Raw genomic sequence first — 21,962 nt, 5'->3', positions numbered from 1 at the left:
CGATATTAAAACTTAGCGTTCAACTATCAATGACGACCAATCGTGATCTTAATGCAACAAAAACTCACCGTTAATTAGTGAGTTGTACAGTAAGCAATCTTTAATCGTTAGGTACCCAACTCTGTAACGACTGCTCATTGTTTTGTAGCAGCAAATTACAATCACTCTCGATTCTTCGTTGGAATAACTCAGGGGGTAAGTTCGGTTCCATAGCCAATATTTCATCATGCCTTACTAGAAGCGCATCCCTATCAAGTGCCATTTCCTTGATAGCTAATGATACATCTTCTGGCACCCCTTCACTCTGGAGGCACTTTAGAGCCTTGTTCACTTGCATAATTCCATATGAAATCTTCAACTCACGCATTTCAGTATTTAATCGTAGAAGCTGAATTAGGGACTCATAATACTGAATTAGGGCCGCTCTCTTGTTGGCATCAAATGGGTATTGATAGGCGATCTTTAACTGTATGTCATCACGGAGGCCATTGTTGTCACTGTCAGTTCGTGCTGGCTCCTGGTTCATACCTCTAATGAATGCCGGGAATGAATCAAAATTTACTGGCCTTTCCAGCTTTTTATCTTCCATCGTTTTGAAGTGCTCGACCGATTGTGCATAAACCATACCTGCAACAGCAGCCGTGATGGAAATTCCAATACCCGAGCTTAGAAGAACTCTGGCCATCACTTTCCTTTTAATCTTCCTTTCCACTAGCACTTTTTTAGAAGTCATTCTGTCACCAACACTCAAAATAAAAACTGATCGTATTTGAGCAACAGAGAGAATGTGTTGAATTTATGGAACTATTTATGAGTACTAAATGAGCATTTAAACAGTAAATATTTTTATATGTTGTAAAATGAACACAGTTGTTTGGGTTCCTGAATATAGTGATCTCAATGATGGCGAGCAATATGGTTGGTGGTTCGAAAACGTCGATATATACACTTTCAGCAATATGTGCGGGTCGAGTTTAGTAGGCGCTTAATCATTGGATAACACACTACTAGCCGCAAGATCCGGTACTACTGGAGCGCTGATGACTTATAACATGACTCAGGCAAGTATCAGCCGAACTGCTAAGATTTTGTTCTCCTTCCAGAACACTTCAAGCAGACTAGGCGCATTCTTCCCAACCTACGGCTTGGAAGTAACTAAAACACGCTTTGCGTCATCAATGGAGTGGCCTTGGGTATGCTGGGGAAATGCTTACGAAGAAGTTTCAAGTGATGGCAGTGCAAACCTCACACTTACACAGTTAGCAAAACTGAGCGAACTCGATTAATACAAAAAATGGCTATGCACTACGCATAGCCATTCGTTTATTTGATCCATCACCTAATCACTAATTCATTTAGTATAATTTCATAACGCTCACTAAACACCTTGAAGTAGACACTTCGACAAAATACACATCAACATCTATTCGACCTAAACAGCATACGTGCTCCCCATTGGGCGCAGATCTGCCAAATGATGTTGTCGAATCGATCTCGAATTCATCGGGATCCAAGTCATCGACACTACCACCGTATAAACACATAAAAACTCAATAAATCCGATAAATAATCAATTTTTTTGATTACCTTCGTTAATAACATTTATCGAAGGTAATATTGTTCAGCCCTCGGCGCGTGAGAGGTGACAACGTAACATTTTTATGAAATGGTTTGACCTGGAGAATTGCAGGCAATAAAAAAGCTCCCGATTTGGGAGCCTTGCTATGCAGAATCTTGTCGTTAGCTAAAAATATCGACACGGTGTGAGAATTTATCATCCACCAATAGCGGGACATAATCAAAATCTTTCTTATCTCCAGAACTCCAAACCTTGAAGTCAAAAATCTCATAACTCTCCATGTCGTAACCAAGCTCCCTTAAAGTCGGTATGATTGATAAATCGTAAACAGTCATATCGGATGCAGTTAGCCATACGTGAAGATCGAGAGATTTAGAAAGGGTTTGGCCATCATTAATTATCGTCTTCAACTTTTTTTTGTTTAATTGGTAAATGTTATTCCCTTTATAAAATACATTGCCAACAGTAAGACGAAGATCTGCAATCGAACTGGCCCTTTCGCTTACCTTCCAATTATCTGCAAACTCTTTAAATTGTTGGGACACAACATGGCATTTGAATGAAGGACTTCCACCTACTAACTTTGCTCTATCCAACAAGAAGTGTTCAATAAGCGAAATGATAAATTGGTGAATAGTTGCATTGAGTTGATCATCCTTCATTAAGGTTGATGCAAATCTGTTTGCTGATTTATTAGAGATAGCATCCGCGCCAAACAGGTCCGTACCGAACTGGAGTGCTTCTTCGAATTGTTTCTGATATTTAGACATAAATGGTCCATCTAGAAAGAATGATTTTCAATACTACTCGGAATACTGTAAATTCCATCAAATTTATATGAACTTGCGGGAATCATAGCTCAGAGTAATATCATGATGTTACTACAAGAATCGCTTACTAGAGGTATAGTTTGGCTTATTTATCAATGACATCCTTAACAATGTTGATGGTTTTCAGCTATCTCATTTTCAAAAAGTTAAGTACCGCTTTCTTTTGTACCTTAATGGTTGCATTAGCAATGGTTACTTTCATCACCGCGGGAAACACATACGTGCAAAGAGATTTCTATGGTGACGAAGCAGTGGAAAACTTCGAAACCAAAATTGCGATACCAAAGATACAACTTGGCAACGCTCTTTCCCCGGCCAAGTTTCTCGAAGCTAAGGTGAATGATGATGGCTCTTACAGTTGTGACCACGTAACGCGAACAGATGGTAAACATAACGTATTCGGCGCTACCGATGATGCACTGTTTTGTTGTTCACATGATGTAAGTCGTGATGGTTATCTGGCACCGTTCAAGCTGGTGGATAATAAGCTGCATGTACTTTGTGGCACATTTCCAATGCAAAATGAAGTTGTACTCAATGAGGAAGAGACAAAAAAATTTAATTTCTTTTAGAAAGATAATTTCTATAAAGACTATTTCTATTTCAATGAAAGAACATTGAATTTATCAGGAGAGATGAACATTGTTACCCTTTTTATTGATTCCTTTTATCGGGACAGTATTTATTCTGACATTTTATCCGGTCAAGATTTATAAACATTTCGAAGAAAAAGTTGCCCCTTTAAGAGAAGAGGCAGAACGTCAGCGTTATGTACATGATTTCAAGGAGGTGATTACACACGCAGACGGTAGAAAAGAAACCCATACCTTTAATATGGCAGCATCGCTTGCAGCTCAGTATTGGCCAATAAATCTGGCACTCTTAATTTTCGTGTTAGTGTTCGTAGCATCACCAATGTATCTAACATTCTCTTTTGTATGGTCAATAGATGAATTAAAGTATCTATTTGCAATTATTCCATTGGCTGGTTTAGTTTTTATTTTCAATAAAGAAATATTCATAAAGTATGACGATAACCCTAACGAATTATTCCATTACTTTTGGGCTCCACTTGCAGTAACAACCCTGATTTTAGCTTGGGGTGTCTCTGATTCACTTTATGATGAATACCTAAGTGATTTATTTTTCATGAATAAGTTTTTCGCTTGGGTCATAGTCTGGACCTGTTTCTATTTCCCATTAATCAATTGCCTCAACATAGTTCTTGTTTACTTATGGAATAAATCAAAGGGTAAAAAAAAGCGGATTTTAAAAGTAGTAGCATGGCTTATCGTACTTGCAATACTATGTTTTATTGGCTATTTATTATACGGATTGCATGAGACCGTCTATCAAAAATACTTAGAAGTATATCCTGATGCTGATTTTATGTCTTTTCTTGAAGCTTTGGCCAACAGAGCAAAAGATGAAGCGATTGAAAAGCTGAACAGCTTGAGATAATTTACAAAACATTGCTTTATCATATTTTCATTGAAAGCTAACCCTATATAAACGCCCATTAAAAATGGGCGTTTATTTTATTACCTACCGTCAATAACTAGTAACTCGAATGGATTGAAATATAATATTCCGTAGTGGCAATGATTGTTAATTACGGGCATTGAATAGAAAAACAGGCAATATATAAATAATAATGTTGCTGAACGTACATTATATTCTCTAGCTACTATACTGGTAGGTTTAGTTTTGAAATTACCTCTATATCGTGCAGCGTAAAGAATTGCAGTCAATACAATCAACATTAAGATTGATAAAAAATCACCTCCTGCACCTGGGCCTCTCCCGCTAGTCACCCCAATTATTTTTACGTTAGGTTGATACAATGGAGAAAGTAGCAGAGCAATAACAAAACAAAGTGCATGGAATGCAAAATTCACACTTTTTTTTGAATCACCCTTTTGCATATAGCGCGATTCAATACCAAAAAATACCAACTTCAAATAACTAGGAATATTTTTAAAAATCATTGCTAATAATTTTATTGAGACGTACAAATGGCTTGAGTAACTGTGCAGTATGAATTACCGCCCATTGCATCTTCACCGTGAACATATTTCTTTGCATTTACGCTAGGGTCACAGCTACTGCCATTCGCTGGCATGCTTGATAGTGATTTGACCTTTATGGTTGTACTACTGTTTGAGAGAGTCCCACAGTCAAAAGGATATAGTGTCGACGATCGCACCCAAACTGCAGATACCTTACTACCGGTTGCTTGTCTCTTGTTTATGACTTCGCCTGCAATGAGCTGATCATGTTCGTGAATAACATCACCACCAGTTGTGTAAGTCCATGTTCGACTTTTATCCTGGCTACATGTCTGTGTTTGCTCGAACGCAGTTCCGCTTTGAATACTACTTGGGTCTGGTGACCAATCAGAACAATCAGTAATATCTCCGCTTGGAGTCCATTCACTTGAGGCCGCGATAACATAACGGCTATCAGTAGCCTCTTCTAACTGTGTTTCATTTACATGCTCACCCACGTCCCGGTATTCATCCAAATTTGGTTCATATTCTCGATTTTGAATGCTCCGCGTCATTAGATCATAATGGGTTCGCGTTTGTGTGAAATTAGCCATCTGGTTACCGGCAACAGGCGACCAATCTGAATAGTTTTTATCTTCACCTGTGTCCACCCAATCACCAACAACAGGATCTGCTGTCTCCCAAAATCTATCCAAATTCGATTTAACATCAACAGCGATTCCAAATTTAACTTTGCCATCACGAAGGATATGTTTTGGTAAAACACCAAACTTAACGTTACCCGATTCGTCTGCCGGTATGGTAAATGTTTGTGAACTACCTGGTGAAACTACCTTCCCCTCAATCTGTACCGAGAATGCAGCATCCGTCGGAAGAGTTATTGTGACATCTTGGTTATCGGTAGCAATATTGCCTTGGTCTGATAAAAGTGGCCCGGTCTGCACATATCCTAGCTCACTATCATCATGGCGAGATTTTAATACCTGTTCTACTGGAAGAGTGACGCTATCTAAGTGTGTGTCAGTTGACGCATAACTGATACTTGAACTAAAGATGATTGCGAAGTTTATAACTAGCTTACTGGTTTTCATACTGTTTGGTTCGTTGACATTTTTACCATTCTTTCAACATAAAGATTGTGATGTAACGATTTTGTACGACTATATGGCCTTACTTAATACCGGGCACCTTTCTGTACAATTACCCTTTAAACAATAAAAAAGGCTCCATATCGGAGCCCAATCGTTCAAATATAAGAAAATTAGTAATCTTTATTGAGGTACTCTATATATGAGTCCCAATCTTCTCTTTCTTCGTCATCTAAGTCAGACTCTCCTTTATGCTCAGGACATTCACCTGCTGAATTTAACAGAGAAGTGGGGTATAAAATTCCATCACCACAAAAGATACAAGTGCCGTACTCTTCATCATCACTCGCACAATCTTGACAAACAAAGTCAATTGGATCCTGTCCACTTTCATCATGGACAAATCGACCTCGCGGGTCTTGGTGCTCACAATCTTTGCATGGTGGAGTTAAAACAGCTTGTACTATCCCAGTTACAATAAAACCCGGAGCAGCTTTGAGTGATGGAGAGTTTAAATCCTTGATTCGATCTACAATGGCTTGATTGACGCGTGGATTCTGGTACACGTCATCTCGCCAGCGTTCTGTGAATAACTCATGGTCATCCCATTCATAATCATCAGCTTTCATGGATGGATGCGTGCGATAACCTAACGTGGCGGCGATCAGTTCGTAACAGTGAGATAGCTGTACTTTAACCCGATTAGGTTCACTTGATAATTGATCAAAAGGTAGTGGTTGAGACAAGCCATCTTCAAGCTCAAGTTTTAGTTGAGTGGCTTTATTTTGGATAGTTATGTTTTTCATAAGGCAACCTTATCAGTAATTATGCTGACATATGCAGGTTGGGAATTTAAGCAAGCGGCGTCAGCAAATAATGATAAATGCTGCGAAATAGTGGGTTCTGTTTCTCTGGGGTATTCACTTTTGCTCTCATAGCGTGTGACTTCCCAAGTGCACTTATTAGGTTTCCCAAAGCCAGGTGGTGCCTCTAAATAATAGTTCTCATGGAGTTTCCATGTCAACCAATAGTGCTATTTTTTTAGACAAAAAATGCCAGTTCCCGTAAACAGGTTCTGGCATTTATATATTGATTTGACTAAAGTCTTTGGTTTAATTGGCTAACAACAGTAATGACTTCATCCGCACCGCTTTGTACTTCATTGAGCACTTGGCCGGCTTCTGTTGATAACCCCAACACTTCTGTTGTCCTTGCTTGACAGTCAGTAATCAAACTCACTGCCTTTGTCGTTTTAACTAAGTTTTCAGACACCATATTAACGATGGTTTCTGTTGTTTCATTGGTTCTTGACGCTAGCTTTCTGACTTCATCTGCGACTACTGCAAACCCTCTCCCGTATTCGCCGGCCCGAGCTGCTTCAATCGCGGCATTCAGAGCTAAAAGGTTTGTCTGGTCAGCAATCCCGCCGATATTACTCACAAGATCACTTATTGCCTTGGAATGCTCATTCAATGCTTCAATGTCGTTGCTTGCTTGTTTCATCTCTTGAACAAGTTCTTCCATTTGTTCAATGATACCGGTGACTACATTTTTGCCGTGAACGGTATGTTTGCCAGTTTCCTGTGAAATTCCATGCGCAACCTGGGCTACTTCTGATACTGCTTGTTCCTGCTCAACCTGGTTGGTGATTACAGTCGCAAACTTTACTACTTTATAGAGCTCACCATTATCGTTGTAGATCGGATTATATGAAGCCTCTAACCAAGCTACATTCCCATAGTTGTCTATTCGCTTAAACCGCCCGGTTGCATACTCACCTTTAGCCAGCTTTCTCCAAAACTCACAATACTCTTCGGAATCAACTTCATCCTGGCTGCAAAAAATGCGATGGTGTTTGCCGGATACTTGCGTAACGTCACTGTAGCCCATTGCTCGCAGAAAGTTAGAATTCGCATTCAATATTGTTCCTTCTGGAGTGAACTCAATGACAGCCATCGACTTGTTCAGAGCTTTGAGCAAATCAGCCTGTTCACGAGACGTTGTTATGGTACGCGTCAATTCTGATGCAATGACCGAAAACTGAATCAACAATCCTTTTGTGTCAAATACTGGGAGTATCAATACTCGCAACCAAACCTCACTTTGGCCACGAGCTTGAATCTGCATAGCGCCATTCCAAATACGCTTAGCCGAAAGTGAAGCTACCATGCTTTTATAATGATCTGTTGACCTACAATTTTTTGGTGCCAATTCTCCAATTGGCGTATCCAGAATCTCGTCTAACTCGAGTTGAGATAAAAACTTTTCGTTGGCAGAAGTTATCTTCCCGCTTGAATCCAGTGTAAGAGTAAGCAAATCCTTCTGAATACCCTCACTTACTTGTTCTAACGAGAAAAGTTTCTCTTTTGTCGCTTCTAGCTCATTTTTTAAAGCAGTATTAAAGAACATAGAATACACCTAAATTACTATTCGTATCTGAGGCCACCAGCAACCGCGCTTTAGTTCAGCTTGAATCGACCTACGATTGCATTGAGCTTTTGGTTCATTGCTGAAATTTCATCTGACTGACTTACAACACTTTCTCCGTTCTCATTTAGGGAACGAACAATGTCTTGAATCGCGCTCATGTTCTGGTTCACTTCACCAGTTACCGATGACTGTTCCTCGGCTGCAGTGGCGATCTGGAAAGACAAGTCTTTAACAGACATGATTTGTGTGACCAGTTCGTTCAGCGTAGCGTTGACTGACTCAGTGCTATCAAGTGTTTTCTGGCTTTCCATTCGTGTAGATTCCATCAAACCCAATACATCATTGTTACCCGCCAAAAGTCGACTTAAGGCATTCTCAACTTCAACAGTGCTTTCTTGAGTACGTTTTGCAAGAGCTCTAACTTCATCAGCTACCACAGCGAAACCGCGGCCTTGCTCACCTGCTCGAGCTGCCTCAATTGCTGCGTTAAGAGCAAGCAAGTTTGTCTGATCGGCAATATCACCAATTACATTTAAAATCCCGCTGATGCTTTCAGTTTCTTTTGTTAGGTGGCTCATTTGGCTACTGGTTTTCTCAACGTTTGACACCAGCTGAGAAACATTTGCTTTTGCCTCGTCTAGAACCTTAATCGATGCTTCACCAATGGTCGCAGCATCTTGGGTTTGAGCTGATGACTCACTAGCGTTTTGAGCAACTGTATTAGCTGTCGCGCTCATTTCTTCAATAGCGGTGACAATCATGTCTGTCTCTTGAGCGTGTTGACCAAGCACATGACTGTTATCCGACGATGACATTTTTAGCTCAGAAGCATTGGACTCTAATTCTTTTGCAACCTCTTGAACTTGAATCATTAAGTTCTGCAGCTGCGCGATAAATTCGTTTATCCCTTTAGCTATGGCGCCAATATCGTCATCAGTTTTAACATCAAGACGCTGTGTAAGATCACCATCCCCACTTGATAGGTTTTGAATGGTATCTTTAAGAGCAATAATCGGTTTGTATAGCAGATTCAGTACTACCATCGTGGCAACGATGCTTAATACCGAACATATGATAGTTATGATGATTGAACTATGTTTTGTGGCATTGAGCTTCTCAAACACCTTGTCTTTGTCCATTCCAACCATCAAATACCAACGTTTATCACCAAAGCTAATTTCGTCGATGAACATTACTTTATCCGTTCCATCGATCGTGTAATCAACGACCGATGCACCGTTGCTTCCAAGTTGTTTGCTCACCTCGCGCAGCGAAGAGTCTTTCGCAATGTTCTGTCCGTTTTTCACATACTTTGAATTACTCGCCAATACATTCCCTTGTTCATCTACGATTAGTGATATAAGGCTATCAGTGGCGAATTTCTTTACAACATCTGAAAGGATTGTGAGGGGAATATCCGCTAGTACCACGCCATTACGGTCAGCTTTCATACCTATGGAAACCATCAGCTCCTTCGTAGTGGCATCTTCGTATGGGTCTGTATAAATCAATCCACTAGTGGCCATCGCACTTTGGTACCAAGGGCGTTTTCGAGGGTCATAGGAAGGTGGATTCTTGTGATTGGTCCATCCTGGTACATCAGCTGAACAAAATGCATCGCCGTTAGAAAATCCAACTGTTAAATTTGGAATGTCACCGGCTACTGCCGCCAATCTCATTCTTTCTGCATGATTATCAGAATGCCCATATCGAGCATATTCGTTGGCAACCTGCTCAACGGTTGCGGCTTTGTTCTCTAGATATTTCGTTATTGAGTTTTTTTCTGCAGCAACCATAAACTGTGTGTTGCTGTATATGGAATCTTTAAAGTCGTCGTAGTAACTCGTAAAGTTAATATAACTCGACACACCCACAGCCAGTGTTATGACCGATAACATCGCTAGGATAAGCGTTTTTTTAAATCCAAGTTGGCTCATTGTTTCCTCATCTCTAAATAAAACGCACAGTTCTCTTAAGGACAGCTGCCCCTAAAAGTAACTACTTGTTTATGGTATTTTGCCGTTCTGAGTTCTATCGCTCAGTTCTGGCGTATGGTCTTATATTGAATAGTCTGGGGCAGGACGACCAAAGAAGTAACCCTGCCCTATATCACACCCAAGAGCTAACATTGCATCTAACTGCTCTTGGGTTTCGATTCCTTCTGCTACAACTGACATGTCAACGATGCTAGCCATCTCGATCGCGGCCTTCGTTAGTACTATCATTTTCTCGTCATCGATGTTGTTACAAAACATCCTGTCCAGCTTCACAATGTTGGCTGGCATGTACATGAGATACGAGATGTTGCTCATACCTGTACCAAAATCATCAATAGAAATTTGGTAACCTCTTGCTTTAAGGGCGGCAAGAACTTCTAACCCCTTGTCACCCTTTCTAACGCCTACAGTCTCTACGATTTCAAACTCTATTAAATGCGGTGGCACTTTATATTTTCGTTGTGCTTTTTGAATGCTTAGTAGGCTGTTCTTATCCAGTAGACATGAGGCATCTAAGTTCATGGCCACTGTTATCTCTTTACCTGAATTCAAGAACTCTCGACACTTAGCGAAGCCTGTATCTATGATCCACTTGTTGAGCTCACCCATTAGGCCATACATATTTACCCAGTTCAGAAAGTACGGCGGTAATAGAATGCCTAGCTCTGGGTGATTCCAGCGGATAAGAGCTTCCACACCAACTACAGTGGATGTTTTCAGGTCAACCTTCGGCTGATACCAGAGTTGAAACTGCTTTTGGCTGATAGCTCGTTTAATGTCGTACAGTGAGAAGGCCATAGCATGGGATGCAGAATCTCCACCGAGATCTCTTGAATTGCGGAATTTTGCTAAAGAAGCAACAGTACTATTGATTAACTGGTTTAAGGTGTCACCGCTTTCTGGATAAACCCCAAGGCCGGCGGCGAGTTGAATCAGTGTTGGTGCTGAATGAATTGTTTTTAGGTCTTGGCCAGTTCCTGTTTGTAGTAAATGGTCAATGATTTTGGATATGCGTTCCCTTGGTACATCGTCATGCAGTGATATGAAGAAAGTATCTGATTCGACTTTTGACAGGGTGAAGTTTTCTGGTGATACGAGCTTACTGATGACCTCTATAATCCAAGGTCGAACCATCTCAATCTGTTTTTCAGTTTCTATGTAGCCATATTCTTCGTTCAACCGATCTTGGTTACTTACCTTTAAAGCCAGCAAGAAGAACCGTTGTTTGAATGATATGAGCAATTCAATTTCACTGAAAAACTCCCGACGATCTAACACCTTCTGGATAGGAGAAACTAACTCACTCAGTGGAGCTTTGACGGCTCTATTTTTGCCTTGCTTACTCTTATCCAAAATTACTGTCTCGTCTTCAATCATTGAATTCTGCTCGTAGTGGAACAACGTACAGAATGATTATATACAAAGTTTTTTAAGAGCGTAAGACTTTGCTGTTGAAGATATTCACAGACGGTGTATAACAGAGAAAAGTTTGCTGATTTAAAACTTACTGGTTTTAAATTGTTTTGAGTTTCAATGTCAATATAAAACACAGAGTTAGGTATAAATAATGAACAAAACCCTAAGCACAGTCCTAGTAACTTTGACGTTAGTTTCAGCCCCTGCACTTGCAAAAAAAATCCCCGAGTGGGTTTCAAGCACTCCTACGGGGCAATCTGTTTATTGCGTCCCAGCCGGCTCTAACATCGATATGGCTCGTAAGGTGGCATTGCAGTTCGCGTCAGAAGACCAAGGCCGAGGTTTTAATAAGGTTGATGTTTCTGGTTCAGAGAGTGCTAAAACTATCGCACATGACGGCGCGGTAGACAGCCAATACAACATGAATACTGAAACAATCGCAACCGGCATGAAAAAATCGGTCCAATTGCTCGATGAAGCAATGGTTGATGGTTCTCTATGTGTTTTGGTCAAGTAAGGTGTGAATATGAATTCTGATCAAGGCAAATCAACAGCACCTAACCATATTGTACCTTTGCGCTATCCGGGGAAGGTTGAACGAACTGTTGGCCAAATGCTGGTGGTTTTAACGGGGGGAGCGATACTCTTTTCAATGTGGTACTTCTCTGGTGACATGAACACTTTCGATACTGTTTTATGTTGCTTCCTAACTTGGGTGATTACTGTAATGATTGCCATTGCTCTAAAGGAAATGCCACCAGCGAATGAGTATTCAACCGACCCGTACATCTTATCAGTAGTCCTGATTGCAGCATTCCTTATTGCTCCAGTCCTATCAGATACGGTTGCCCTTTTTTATATGAAGCTACCTTTCTACGCTTTATCCATATTTACAGGGCAGTCACTTGATACCTTTACAAACATGCTTTTTATAGACGTGCAGGGATAAAAAAAGGTGCCAACAATCGGCACCTTTTTTTGTGTTGTTATGTTTAAAACAATCTGTAAGGAGAAACGTTATTTTCCCCATTCTTGATGTAGTACTGATCCCAACCTCGAACATCAAAAGGTACCCGCTTGCCTTGCACCTCGATGTATACCTTTTCTAACTTAACGCCATCCACGACCTTTGCTCGAGCAATTGGATTTATAATCGCATTAATCATGTTTTGTGCATCAGCTTTGGAAGCAGGTTTATAGATCAACGCAACCTTATTACCAACCTTCGCACAGTGTTTACTAAAAGTAATGTCTTTGCCGTCAATTTGTCCATATGCTGTCGTGCTTATGTTGCTTACAGAACAGGTCGGGTTTTCTAGGTTTACAATCCCAAATCGGGCGCCATAGTCTGTGTATTGGTTCTCTCTGTTCGCATATAGTATTGCGATGTAATCATCGTTGGCGCTGAATGCAGGTTTTGGTAATCCATAGAGTGATTCTGACTCTTTAAGCCAGAAGTTATCGAACTGTGTTGGTTCGTTAAACTCAAGGTTATATCCATATTCTGCGCTTGCTACAAAGCCGTCACCATTAAATTTGAGCTGACGACCAGTTAGTTTCTGGTTTAATGAGCCGCGCTCCGGGTCAAGAAATTTAGCTTCTCTCGTTTGGATAGAACCATCACGGTTGAAATATTCTCTTAGGCGGTACAGCCCTTTCTCTAATTTATGTGAGCTTACTGAACCATCATCGAAGTGAGTGTAGTTCTCTTCGGTTTCAGTAACGTAGAACGTTGGCTTTTCTACAGGTTTTCTTTCTTGGATGCAGGGCTCACCCAAACACATTCTAACTGTTTTCTCGCTTGTCGTTGAGCACCCATTTAAAGCCAATAGTGACAAACCGACTACAAACAACCCTTGCTTTTTCATAGTTACATCCGTCTTTTTATTTTAATCCCAGCAAACAACTAATCTTTGTTGCTATTTCATTCTTTTTCTTATCATTTACTTTGCAATAGAACACAGATTCATTCAAATGATCATTGCTTATTACAAAGTAATACTGCTTGTCTAACGCCCCTGTTTCTACAAGGTTAAACTCTTCAAATGGTGCACTCACTTGCTGTTTCTTATCGCCTAGCTTTAGTCCGAAAACCCTACTTTGGATTAGTAAGAGAGTTTTCTCTGTGTTCAGACCAATGTGCTTTCGGTAGCCAAAGGGAATAACAGACATCATGAAAATTGGAATAGCCCAGTTCGGCATCGTATATCCATAGAGCATCGAATGATAAGCGCTGCTTAAGCACACGAACCCTAAAAACCCAGAAAGACATAAGAAAGCTTTAGAAACGGCTGATACGCTAAAACCAAAAACCTTCTGGCCATTTATCTGAGTGTGGAATGGAAGTACTAACATCTTTTCGTCCTAGTGCACTTTTGAGTCTGATGGCATGTCATTTATTAACACTGGCAAGATTACATTATCCAAGACTTGCTGAGCGCATTCTGTTCCTCTTGGCGTAACCTTCGGTGTAAGTAGCTTGCTTCTCAGATTTTTGCAGTCCTCTGATGTCAAGCCAATAGATTCTAACTTAACCTCTTTCGACCATTGAGCTGTTACAAGATGACTAAGTACAGAGTGAACAAAGCCTCGACGTCCAGACGGCATAGTCATGTCATTGCTTTGAGCAATACTGTGTATTGGTACTTCTACATGTGGCAGCTCAACTCTCGGAGATTTGAGTAGTGAGTGAACTTGAGAATTTAATGGTGTGCTTGTTACGCGGCCGCTATGAGTGTCTACCCAAAACTTGAGTTTCGCCACACCTGAATCTGTTTCAGAATTTGCGATCAATGACATCGGATCGCGGTGGTAGTAAACATGTGACACGACAGCAACAGCGAGCATCTGGTTATCGCTCAATTTCTCTAACATCCTTTATTAATTCTCTTCTTCGATTGTTTTTTCCAGTATCAGCTATCATGCATATTGCACAATACCTTTCATTTAACCTGGGCGATGGTGACTCTTTTACCGGTTTTGATTTCAAGCACTTCTACTGCGTCGTCAAAGGACATTTCTGCATCTACTAAAGCGGATAGCATTAATATGATTTGTTCGTCACTAAGGACATTATTCGGAACCACTGTGGCTATTTTCTTAAATCGAGATACATGCCACTTCGTAAACCTACGATAGTAAGCGCCATGATAAGGACCAAATGCTATCGGTTTGACCTCTTCAACTACCTTTGCATTTGGAGAGTATTTCTGAATATTCTTCACCGCTACAGAATCCGCTTCCGCGAGGATGAATATTGATTTTTTTACGCCTTGCAACCCTTTGCTGCTTAACTCACTCAACGATTCATCACCAACAGCACAAGCGGGGATTCGCCTTGCTAACAAGAGACTTGCCAAAATCGGGTCTTCGACAACAAGGAGCCACTCAGACTTTAAATTGACCGGGTGGTTCAAATGACAAGGTGAACTGGGCTTGATGCTAATATCAAAACTAGGTTGGTTTTGTTGGAGGGAATCATTGTAACCCCATAGGAATACATCGTGATTTGGTAGTACCCACGGTACAACTATACCGTTTTTAATCTTGCGTACAGACTTATAAAGGGACGTAGGAAGTCTATCCGTCACAACATTTTGAATTGCTCTACTTGACGGAAGGTACCCAATTGGCGCTTTGAACAGTAATTCCTTCTCCCAACCACTGCTCAATAAAGATTCTATAGCGTCATCATTATCTTTTAGCCACAGACGTAATTGGTCAAGCAGCCATCTGGTTGTAATCGCGGATGATTTTTTAGATTCAGTTTCTGCTTTATCGTGGGGCTCTGCAGTAATGTCAACTATCGGTGGTGACGCAAATCCAGCACTCTCAAGTAGACGTTTAGCTGCCTCTTGTTCTGTTACCTCGTCTAGTAGGCATAACGCGCTTACTAGCGTTGTGTGTTGATGACAGCTATTACAGCGAATGCTTGCGGTACCAAAGTAATGGAAGGCATCATTACCCCAACAAGACGGGCATACGAGGCTACAGGATTTACCATCACTCTTTTCAATCGGTCGCAATCCATTAAACAGATCGTTTCTAGTTAACTTGTACAACGGATAAAACTTTTCGGATAGATACGTATTTAGCCTGTTTGACACTTGCAAACCCTCCTGACTACTTCGTAATCATTATAAAGCGTTTGAAATTGTTTAACAGGTAATATGTGAAAATTCGAGTGGTAGCATTGCACTAGATCAAAAGTAAGAATCACTTGCATTTAGGGTAGTAGAGGCTGATTTAATGCCCTTACATTGCATAGAAAAATCATCACAACTAGAAAAAAATAATTTGATAATAGCCTTAACTGGTTGCCAATTTGCAACTGTCACTTAGTGCGATAGTGCCACACCATAGGCATAGAGAAGCACAATACATGTACTTAATCGTGTATAGAGAATAAGAAAAGTTAATATGAAGCAAACACTTGAAAAACCAGAACAGGAGATGCCTCCATTGGCCATTGAAGATCGTCTAATGGACGCGCAACAAGAAGGGTTCGAGATTGTAGCAGCTATTCGAGGCTTTCGAGTGGCACTTTCAACTCTTGTATATTTTTATATAGAACTTATTGCTAAGAAAAAAGAGCAGGAAGTAGAGATAGGTTTCTGGCCGGGCATGACTGATAACTTAGACAATGCAGTTCAGACGCTCGCTGACATCAAAGACAAACACCCAACTGTTGTGATCATTCCTCCAAAAGACCCGCAGCTACAAAATAACTTGAACACTTGATTTGTTCTATTAGGTTTATTTCAAAAGTTTGTTCCAACCCTAAGCAAATCTGCTTTAGGGTTGGTTTTTAAGGACGCGAACAATTTGCTGGTTTGGGTAGTTACCACAGAAGTACTCGGTAGCCTCTTCTGTCTCTCTGTAAGGTACAAACACAGAGCTGTCCGAAACGCTACAGCACAACTTGGTTCCATCTTCTAGTTTTGAAACGATTGAATATTCTGGCTTGACTGGTAACACAAACAAACATGAATCGTTACCCTTGCCATCCATTTTCGGAGATAGCTCTACCCTGGCGTCAACCGAGGGCCAATCTTGCATTGAAGTAGGCTTTAGAATTGACCAATCCATTTGACGGTCTAAGAATCCATATACCGCATAATTCTGTGTAACGTTGCTAACTACATTCTTAGCAGCCCAGCCAATAGCTAGCCCTAATGCAATTAGTTTTAAATCTATAAACAACTTCACACGACAGCCCCATAGCAAATTGGTTTTAAGATTGTCATTTAGTAACGCTCTTGATTGAAATCGTGGTCATACTACCAAAAACATTAAGAAATTTAACGCTTCAACTATCAAAAAAATTCATATTGATAATTAACTGAATAATTTCTCTACAAAACAGCCTTACCAATTTAAAGACAACTAGTTGATACATCGCGCATAACTTCCAATGACATACGTAATAGGATAATCAAGTCAATGACAAAAGAAGTATGTTGTCATATGATTACACATATAAAACGCTTGTTATTAAAATCGAAGTATTAAGGAGTTAAAATGGTTTCTGCATGGCTTGGAGCTATCAGTGCACTAGACCGTCGTCTAGGTACTGGGAATATGACATTAAAAGAATATATGACGATCGCTTATGTACATGAGCAAACATCTGTAAGTGAAGAAGATTTAGCAATGTTCGCTACTCACAACGAAGATTCAGACTTTGGTAATTCGATAATCAATCGACTGCTTGAGGCTGGTCATTTAACTCGTGATGAAGACACGAACGCGATCATCATTTCAGAACACGGTCATCACGTAATTGATGAAGTCCATCGCTTATGCAAATCAAGGCTTATTCAGCCAATTTTCACAAACCCAAACTAGCTTAAAGGCGCTCAACTGGTTGAGCGCCTTTATATTTCTAGTAAAGCAATTCGACCCTACGGTTTCGCGCTCGAGCTTCATCTGAACTACCAGGATCTGCGGGATGTGTTTCTCCATAGCTCACACAAGTTAACTGTTCTTTTCGTGCTCCTAGAGTTTCGAGCATTTTACAAACATTGTTAGACCGCAGCTGACCAAGCTTTAAGTTAAAGTCGGCAGAGCCTTTCGAATCAGTAAAGCCAGCCACTAAAAGACGGATGCTTTTATCAGATGAAAGATAGTTCACATGCTGCTTGAGTTGTTCATTCCATTTCTGCTCAACTACAGATGAACTAAATGTGAAATAAACTGTGTGTTGAGGTGGTTGCGACAACAGGATTGGTTCTACCCTGTCACTAACTGCCGCTTCAACCGCCAGTTCAATCTGCTCACTTCGAGTCATTTTAGCTGCTTGGTTCTTAGCCATTTGTTCTTGCATGTAATTCTGGTTGTTATCCTCAAACAAGTGTTCAGGACCTGTTAGTTGTCCGACAGATGTCATTGGTTCTTCTTGAGATTCATCTGCTGGTGGCTGAAAAAGGCTACAGCCAGATGTCGATAAGATTAGACTTATCAAAAAACTCGTGTGAACTATCCTCATTTCAAACGTAAACCTCAATCTCCAATAATTTTAATCACATTCTAACGCTTATTATTGAAGGTGAAAACTTTTTTAAATCGATTGTGTTTGGCATGAGAATTGTTAAGTAAAAACAAGTGTATATGGAGATACCACGGGTTTATTTCGAAATGTTTACTGTTTAATGACACGACTGACTTTATAAAACGCTTAGTATTTACATCCTTTTACAAACTAACTGTATTGAAACCGTAATGAAATTTGCAGATAATTAAACACTGCTCGTAGCACTACTACAGACAGTTTTTGAAACTGATATGAAAAAGCAATAATTTCCTATAAATTTAGTGATTTACGTTAAATGTCTTAAAAATTAGACAACATAATTATACAGATTGGGATATTATAAGGTTACAAGTTAGACAAAATGTGTATAGATTACATACATAGCTTTTGGAATGAGTAGTTTCTTAGTAGGTTTATGAATGGCTGATGCAGATTTAAAGATCAAACAAGAACTTTTAAATCAAATGGGAATCATAAATGATCTCTTTGTTGAGTTGAGTGATTCCATAAGTGCATCAGATCTCATTGGTGCGGAAGTCTACAAGCTACCATCAGTTCCAAAAGCAAAAGAACATGTCGATGTTACCGAAATACCAGTCGATACGATAAAAGACGAACTCGCACTTTATGAAGGACTTCGTTCTTACAAAAAATTGTACGGCGAACAAGGTATCTCGACCAAAGTTGTTTTTAGACTACCCGGCTACATACAAGTTGGAAGTTCTAATAGCAACATAAAAGAAATGATCGGCCGCATTAATAAGCATAAGGACTTATTCAAGTCTGCAGTGCTAAAAATAGATGGCCCCAAGAAAAAGCATGACATTGTTCATTCGCTTTTTCCTGGATTGATAACTAAGCAGCTATACCGTAGTTTGTATGCTGTCGAAAACATAAGCTACATGGGCTTTTTCTGGACGAATAAGTTCGTTACGTACAAAACAAACAAGGATGAAGTAATTGCTTCCATTAAGAAGCAAATCAAGCATCCACCTAAAGGGAAAGACCCCAGAGAATGGGAGTCATTTTTGAATGGGGAAGTTACCGATATTCAGCGTCTACCCGCTGGTTCGGAGTTGCGTATCAAACGCCCAGTTAGGGTAAGTGCAGCCGTAAATACTGATTGTGAGGAAACGCCCCAATTAAGCGCGCATCTCCCCATAATTATTGTTCAAGATCAACCCGTAACCGTCAGTCCTCTGTTGGATTACGATTCATCGCTTAGACGATGTGTAAGATCAGACTCAAAGATTGGCGGTAAGCCAATCATAAAAAGGCTACACCTCTACCTAAAGAGGCAGTAATGTCCAAATACACGAAGACCCTAGCCCGATCTTCGATAAAAGAAGTGTGACGAATATGAATAAAGAAATTAGTACAATTGAAGCTAAAGATACCGACACTCTGGCTACTCCAGAGGACATGCTTTCTTACGAAGAAGTTCAGCAGTACGCTCATGAGAACAACATCAAAAGCATGCGTGAATGGTTCGGATTCCATAATGTTCGTAAAGGCGGCACACCTCGTCCACGCAACATTCCGGGAGATCCATCAAAATATTTTGGTCGTAGAGACCAGTGGGTCAGCTGGCCAAGTTTCTTAGGCACTGCAACCAAAGCAACACAAATCATCAAAGATGAATTCTGCGACATGGCAGAATGTAAGAAGTGGTTTGCTGATAACAAAGTTTACACGGTCACTCAGTTTCGTGAAATTTCTAAATCCGGTAAGCGACCAGACTTCATTCCATCAGCCCCTGATAAAAAATACGATGTGAAGTTTTCTGAATTATTGTGCCCTAAAAAATCAGCTTATGTGACTTTTGAAGAAGCGAAGAAGTTAGTCAAAGGCTATGGGTTCAAAAGTTATCTAGAATTTCGTGAAGGTCGCCGTAACGACCCCAAGAACCTGTCTGTGGTGCCATGTAACCCAGACAAGCATTATGACCAAAGCAACGAATGGACTAGTTGGCCAGATTTTCTAGGATACTCTCGCCTAAGAAAGTAAGAATATTTGTCATTATATTACCACAAGTAAAAAGCCACCCTCGCGGTGGCTTTTTTGATCTTCGTACTATTGAAATCTATCAAACAGTTCGTCTTTTAGATTCAACCCTTGTTCAACGATAGCGCTTAGATGACCATCCAAATATGCATTGTCAATTTCAGCTAAGGGCTTTGGTAACACGTTGCCATAATTCATAATACGATCGATAAATGATTCATTCGAACTGGCATAAACACTACTACCGACAATAATAACGAACAACATTGCTAAAACTTTGATTTTCAAACCGACACCTTAATCCGTAGTTACATAACTTGTATATCTGAGACTTAACTTTCTCATTTTCTCGGTATCGCGCAACCGTTCTAATGATAATGGGACATAGACGTTAAACTCAGACTTATCCTTAGTAAACCAAACATACGGTGTAGCCTTATCCCACACAGGAGAAACGTATTCATTTCGGCTGTTACCTGCACCACCAGCGATGCATTGTTTTCCAATCTCATATCCCAACAAAGAGATTTCTGAGCAGACGCGGTATTTAGACAAAGCCTTGAGAACTGCTATCTTATCGGGATCAAGTCGTCCATCAATCTTGTTACTTGCTTTGTCATACGTGACATTATCAACACCATAACCAACTAGATACCTACCGGGCTCTCTTGCATTATCATCCAATTGGGTCACTGTAATCGCATCTTGCAAGCCGGCCACGGCTGTTCCTGGATGGTAAGTGAAAACCTTTTTATTTGTAGAGACACGCGTATCTGGATAGTCACTCCAGTCACCTTCCGAGACTCCAAGCTCCTTTGTCACCCACTCTACAAGATCTTCTGCGCCGTCCGTACTGACTTTCAGCTTTAAGCGAACCCCACTTGTGCCATCACTATTAACAACGGGAACTTGCTGAACAATTTCATATGACACATTCTCTTTCAACTTACCAAGTAAAGCTTTGTACGTAGTTTTCTTGTTTTCTTTGCCAATTTGCTTTAGGTCATACTTACCCTTTTCTGTTAACAAACCTTCTAGAAATTCAGTGTCCACACTTCTCGCCGTTTTGCTTACTGGCAGGCGACTAATCAATTCAACAATTTCGTTCCGCTTACTCTGACGCTCTTTTAATTTAGCCACATCAATGCTATCGCCATTGAGTACATAAGATTCGAAGCGTTCATCATCAACAATCAATTGTTCTAGAACCTGCTGAACCTTTTTATCAAGGTACATTTGTTTCAATACCTTGTCTGCCAGTTCGGTATCGATGACAGCCTTAACAGATACGGTTGCACAAGTACCCTCTTCACTGACACAGGCGCCGATGGATTCATCTGTGCGTCTAGAGCTAATTGTCGCGCCATTTAACAACCAGCTCGCCCGACTTAGATACCCATTGCTATCCATGCTCTTTATTGATAACACTCTATCGGTAACCTGCTCACTGATACTTTCAAAGGCTTTTTGTTCTGCTATAGACTTTGCTGAGTTTATGCTATCGAATTCACCAAGTTGATAAACACCAGTCCCCGTAAATTGGATTTCTTGAGCTAATAGCCCTGATGAACAAAGCGAAAGCACTGAAATTAGGACAACTTTCTTCATAAACTTAAATCACATTCCTTTATCTAATTAACAATATGAAAACACACATCAATCCTTCCGCAATAGCAAAAATGAAAAAAGCCAGAGCAATGCCCTGGCTTAATGGTTTTATTCAACCCTATTTTTCAATGGAAAGATTACTACCCTTTGATTCACTGTTATATAAATAATGGTTCTCACCGGTTTGCGTGTTCTCTAACTTCACGGATTCCATGCCGAAGTTAGTACCACTGGCTACCTTGGTAAATTCTTCACCACCAATTTCCAACTTACTACCGTTTTCGGCTTGCATCATATCCTTGAAACCATCAGCGGTAACATCGATACGATCTGGAGCACCATTAGTACCAGCCACTGTTTTAGAATCTATCGACACGGATGAATCACCACCCTGACCTTGCGCGGCATTACCAGCATTAGCAGGTGTTGTCGTGCCTTGGTCACCGTTACCAACAGGTGCGTTATCACC

Annotated in this window: 26 protein-coding genes; 9 read left to right on the top strand and 17 right to left on the bottom strand. The window is 40.4% G+C overall.

Features of this window, described 5'->3' with window-relative positions; all coding sequences use genetic code 11:
* Nucleotides 1-100 precede the first annotated feature (100 nt).
* Nucleotides 101-733, bottom strand: a complete 633-nt coding sequence (locus tag R7Z50_RS15230; protein ID WP_017190622.1) for a hypothetical protein — start codon at nt 731-733, stop codon at nt 101-103.
* Between the two features lie 259 nt (nt 734-992).
* Between R7Z50_RS15230 and R7Z50_RS15225 the strand changes: the two genes are divergently transcribed.
* Nucleotides 993-1,286 carry a hypothetical protein gene (locus tag R7Z50_RS15225; protein WP_139374566.1) on the top strand — a complete coding sequence of 98 codons (294 nt, stop codon included), beginning with the start codon at nt 993-995 and terminating at the stop codon, nt 1,284-1,286.
* Nucleotides 1,287-1,740: 454 nt separating this feature from the next.
* On the opposite strand, the gene R7Z50_RS15220 is transcribed toward R7Z50_RS15225, so the two are convergent.
* Entirely contained in the window at nt 1,741-2,349 is a 609-nt protein-coding gene (locus R7Z50_RS15220) for a hypothetical protein (protein ID WP_053411073.1), read from the bottom strand.
* 140 nt (nt 2,350-2,489) lie between these two features.
* Here R7Z50_RS15220 and R7Z50_RS15215 point away from each other — a divergent pair, with 140 nt between their 5' ends.
* Both R7Z50_RS15215 and R7Z50_RS15210 read left to right on the top strand, forming a co-directional pair.
* Nucleotides 2,490-2,981, top strand: coding sequence for a hypothetical protein (locus R7Z50_RS15215; RefSeq protein WP_139374567.1), 492 nt, complete (start codon nt 2,490-2,492; stop codon nt 2,979-2,981).
* Between the two features lie 70 nt (nt 2,982-3,051).
* Nucleotides 3,052-3,870: a hypothetical protein gene (locus R7Z50_RS15210; protein WP_053411075.1), complete on the top strand. Its 819-nt coding sequence runs from the start codon at nt 3,052-3,054 to the stop codon at nt 3,868-3,870.
* An 80-nt stretch (nt 3,871-3,950) separates the two neighbouring features.
* Here R7Z50_RS15210 and R7Z50_RS15205 read toward each other — a convergent pair whose 3' ends face one another.
* The 6 genes from R7Z50_RS15205 to R7Z50_RS15180 form a co-directional block, all read right to left on the bottom strand.
* Nucleotides 3,951-4,397 (bottom strand): hypothetical protein, encoded by a 447-nt coding sequence (locus tag R7Z50_RS15205; RefSeq protein WP_139374568.1) that lies wholly within the window; start codon nt 4,395-4,397, stop codon nt 3,951-3,953.
* 11 nt (nt 4,398-4,408) lie between these two features.
* The gene (locus R7Z50_RS15200) at nt 4,409-5,509 is read right to left on the bottom strand and encodes a hypothetical protein (protein ID WP_079324327.1); all 1,101 of its coding nucleotides are present in this window, start codon (nt 5,507-5,509) and stop codon (nt 4,409-4,411) included.
* Nucleotides 5,510-5,679: 170 nt separating this feature from the next.
* On the bottom strand, nt 5,680-6,312 hold the full coding sequence (locus R7Z50_RS15195; protein ID WP_079324329.1) for a hypothetical protein: 633 nt from the start codon (nt 6,310-6,312) through the stop codon (nt 5,680-5,682).
* A gap of 292 nt (nt 6,313-6,604) precedes the next feature.
* Nucleotides 6,605-7,915: a PAS domain-containing methyl-accepting chemotaxis protein gene (locus tag R7Z50_RS15190; protein ID WP_053411078.1), complete on the bottom strand. Its 1,311-nt coding sequence runs from the start codon at nt 7,913-7,915 to the stop codon at nt 6,605-6,607.
* Between the two features lie 50 nt (nt 7,916-7,965).
* Nucleotides 7,966-9,873: a methyl-accepting chemotaxis protein gene (locus tag R7Z50_RS15185; protein ID WP_053411079.1), complete on the bottom strand. Its 1,908-nt coding sequence runs from the start codon at nt 9,871-9,873 to the stop codon at nt 7,966-7,968.
* 120 nt (nt 9,874-9,993) lie between these two features.
* Complete coding sequence (locus R7Z50_RS15180) at nt 9,994-11,310, bottom strand: EAL domain-containing protein (protein WP_079324331.1); 1,317 nt, start codon at nt 11,308-11,310, stop codon at nt 9,994-9,996.
* A 190-nt stretch (nt 11,311-11,500) separates the two neighbouring features.
* Between R7Z50_RS15180 and R7Z50_RS15175 the strand changes: the two genes are divergently transcribed.
* Both R7Z50_RS15175 and R7Z50_RS15170 read left to right on the top strand, forming a co-directional pair.
* Nucleotides 11,501-11,866, top strand: coding sequence for a hypothetical protein (locus R7Z50_RS15175; protein ID WP_053411081.1), 366 nt, complete (start codon nt 11,501-11,503; stop codon nt 11,864-11,866).
* A 9-nt stretch (nt 11,867-11,875) separates the two neighbouring features.
* A complete protein-coding gene (locus R7Z50_RS15170; RefSeq protein ID WP_053411082.1) occupies nt 11,876-12,298 on the top strand; it encodes a hypothetical protein in 423 nt (140 codons plus the stop codon).
* 43 nt (nt 12,299-12,341) lie between these two features.
* On the opposite strand, the gene R7Z50_RS15165 is transcribed toward R7Z50_RS15170, so the two are convergent.
* The 4 genes from R7Z50_RS15165 to R7Z50_RS15150 all read right to left on the bottom strand — a co-directional run bounded on the left by R7Z50_RS15165 (nt 12,342) and on the right by R7Z50_RS15150 (nt 15,455).
* Nucleotides 12,342-13,217, bottom strand: coding sequence for a hypothetical protein (locus tag R7Z50_RS15165; protein WP_053411083.1), 876 nt, complete (start codon nt 13,215-13,217; stop codon nt 12,342-12,344).
* Nucleotides 13,218-13,233: 16 nt separating this feature from the next.
* Complete coding sequence (locus R7Z50_RS15160; protein WP_053411084.1) at nt 13,234-13,704, bottom strand: hypothetical protein; 471 nt, start codon at nt 13,702-13,704, stop codon at nt 13,234-13,236.
* Between the two features lie 9 nt (nt 13,705-13,713).
* Nucleotides 13,714-14,211 (bottom strand): hypothetical protein, encoded by a 498-nt coding sequence (locus R7Z50_RS15155; protein ID WP_276456332.1) that lies wholly within the window; start codon nt 14,209-14,211, stop codon nt 13,714-13,716.
* Nucleotides 14,212-14,291: 80 nt separating this feature from the next.
* A complete protein-coding gene (locus tag R7Z50_RS15150; protein WP_053411086.1) occupies nt 14,292-15,455 on the bottom strand; it encodes a hypothetical protein in 1,164 nt (387 codons plus the stop codon).
* Between the two features lie 313 nt (nt 15,456-15,768).
* Between R7Z50_RS15150 and R7Z50_RS15145 the strand changes: the two genes are divergently transcribed.
* Nucleotides 15,769-16,089, top strand: coding sequence for a hypothetical protein (locus tag R7Z50_RS15145; protein WP_053411087.1), 321 nt, complete (start codon nt 15,769-15,771; stop codon nt 16,087-16,089).
* Between the two features lie 54 nt (nt 16,090-16,143).
* Here R7Z50_RS15145 and R7Z50_RS15140 read toward each other — a convergent pair whose 3' ends face one another.
* Entirely contained in the window at nt 16,144-16,557 is a 414-nt protein-coding gene (locus tag R7Z50_RS15140) for a hypothetical protein (RefSeq protein WP_053411088.1), read from the bottom strand.
* Between the two features lie 312 nt (nt 16,558-16,869).
* Here R7Z50_RS15140 and R7Z50_RS15135 point away from each other — a divergent pair, with 312 nt between their 5' ends.
* Entirely contained in the window at nt 16,870-17,196 is a 327-nt protein-coding gene (locus tag R7Z50_RS15135) for a hypothetical protein (RefSeq protein WP_053411089.1), read from the top strand.
* Nucleotides 17,197-17,233: 37 nt separating this feature from the next.
* On the opposite strand, the gene R7Z50_RS15130 is transcribed toward R7Z50_RS15135, so the two are convergent.
* Complete coding sequence (locus tag R7Z50_RS15130; protein WP_189338761.1) at nt 17,234-17,812, bottom strand: OmpA family protein; 579 nt, start codon at nt 17,810-17,812, stop codon at nt 17,234-17,236.
* 488 nt (nt 17,813-18,300) lie between these two features.
* Between R7Z50_RS15130 and R7Z50_RS15125 the strand changes: the two genes are divergently transcribed.
* Nucleotides 18,301-19,185 carry a DNA replication terminus site-binding protein gene (locus tag R7Z50_RS15125; RefSeq protein WP_053411091.1) on the top strand — a complete coding sequence of 295 codons (885 nt, stop codon included), beginning with the start codon at nt 18,301-18,303 and terminating at the stop codon, nt 19,183-19,185.
* Nucleotides 19,186-19,240: 55 nt separating this feature from the next.
* Complete coding sequence (locus R7Z50_RS15120) at nt 19,241-19,888, top strand: hypothetical protein (protein ID WP_053411092.1); 648 nt, start codon at nt 19,241-19,243, stop codon at nt 19,886-19,888.
* A gap of 66 nt (nt 19,889-19,954) precedes the next feature.
* Here the strand turns inward: R7Z50_RS15120 and R7Z50_RS15115 are convergent, their stop codons facing one another.
* From R7Z50_RS15115 to R7Z50_RS15105, 3 genes are all read right to left on the bottom strand, one after another.
* Nucleotides 19,955-20,173 (bottom strand): hypothetical protein, encoded by a 219-nt coding sequence (locus R7Z50_RS15115; protein ID WP_053411093.1) that lies wholly within the window; start codon nt 20,171-20,173, stop codon nt 19,955-19,957.
* A 9-nt stretch (nt 20,174-20,182) separates the two neighbouring features.
* Nucleotides 20,183-21,493, bottom strand: coding sequence for a hypothetical protein (locus tag R7Z50_RS15110; RefSeq protein ID WP_053411094.1), 1,311 nt, complete (start codon nt 21,491-21,493; stop codon nt 20,183-20,185).
* 118 nt (nt 21,494-21,611) lie between these two features.
* Nucleotides 21,612-21,962, bottom strand: a 351-nt coding sequence (locus R7Z50_RS15105) for a hypothetical protein (RefSeq protein ID WP_318124205.1), incomplete at its 5' end; no start/stop codon positions are given.

It is taken from the genome of Vibrio sp. 1249-1 (assembly GCF_033340495.1).
This window is presented reverse-complemented; position numbering and strand designations above follow the sequence as displayed.

Bases quoted from the DNA above. Each gene is read 5' to 3' on its own strand.
- R7Z50_RS15230 (WP_017190622.1), bottom strand. From the start codon at position 733: ATGACTTCTAAAAAAGTGCTAGTGGAAAGGAAGATTAAAAGGAAAGTG.
- R7Z50_RS15220 (WP_053411073.1), bottom strand. From the start codon at position 2,349: ATGTCTAAATATCAGAAACAATTCGAAGAAGCACTCCAGTTCGGTACG.
- R7Z50_RS15205 (WP_139374568.1), bottom strand. From the start codon at position 4,397: ATGATTTTTAAAAATATTCCTAGTTATTTGAAGTTGGTATTTTTTGGT.
- R7Z50_RS15200 (WP_079324327.1), bottom strand. From the start codon at position 5,509: ATGAAAACCAGTAAGCTAGTTATAAACTTCGCAATCATCTTTAGTTCA.
- R7Z50_RS15195 (WP_079324329.1), bottom strand. From the start codon at position 6,312: ATGAAAAACATAACTATCCAAAATAAAGCCACTCAACTAAAACTTGAG.
- R7Z50_RS15190 (WP_053411078.1), bottom strand. From the start codon at position 7,915: ATGTTCTTTAATACTGCTTTAAAAAATGAGCTAGAAGCGACAAAAGAG.
- R7Z50_RS15185 (WP_053411079.1), bottom strand. From the start codon at position 9,873: ATGAGCCAACTTGGATTTAAAAAAACGCTTATCCTAGCGATGTTATCG.
- R7Z50_RS15180 (WP_079324331.1), bottom strand. From the start codon at position 11,310: ATGATTGAAGACGAGACAGTAATTTTGGATAAGAGTAAGCAAGGCAAA.
- R7Z50_RS15175 (WP_053411081.1), top strand. From the start codon at position 11,501: ATGAACAAAACCCTAAGCACAGTCCTAGTAACTTTGACGTTAGTTTCA.
- R7Z50_RS15170 (WP_053411082.1), top strand. From the start codon at position 11,876: ATGAATTCTGATCAAGGCAAATCAACAGCACCTAACCATATTGTACCT.
- R7Z50_RS15165 (WP_053411083.1), bottom strand. From the start codon at position 13,217: ATGAAAAAGCAAGGGTTGTTTGTAGTCGGTTTGTCACTATTGGCTTTA.
- R7Z50_RS15160 (WP_053411084.1), bottom strand. From the start codon at position 13,704: ATGTTAGTACTTCCATTCCACACTCAGATAAATGGCCAGAAGGTTTTT.
- R7Z50_RS15145 (WP_053411087.1), top strand. From the start codon at position 15,769: ATGAAGCAAACACTTGAAAAACCAGAACAGGAGATGCCTCCATTGGCC.
- R7Z50_RS15135 (WP_053411089.1), top strand. From the start codon at position 16,870: ATGGTTTCTGCATGGCTTGGAGCTATCAGTGCACTAGACCGTCGTCTA.
- R7Z50_RS15125 (WP_053411091.1), top strand. From the start codon at position 18,301: ATGGCTGATGCAGATTTAAAGATCAAACAAGAACTTTTAAATCAAATG.
- R7Z50_RS15120 (WP_053411092.1), top strand. From the start codon at position 19,241: ATGAATAAAGAAATTAGTACAATTGAAGCTAAAGATACCGACACTCTG.
- R7Z50_RS15110 (WP_053411094.1), bottom strand. From the start codon at position 21,493: ATGAAGAAAGTTGTCCTAATTTCAGTGCTTTCGCTTTGTTCATCAGGG.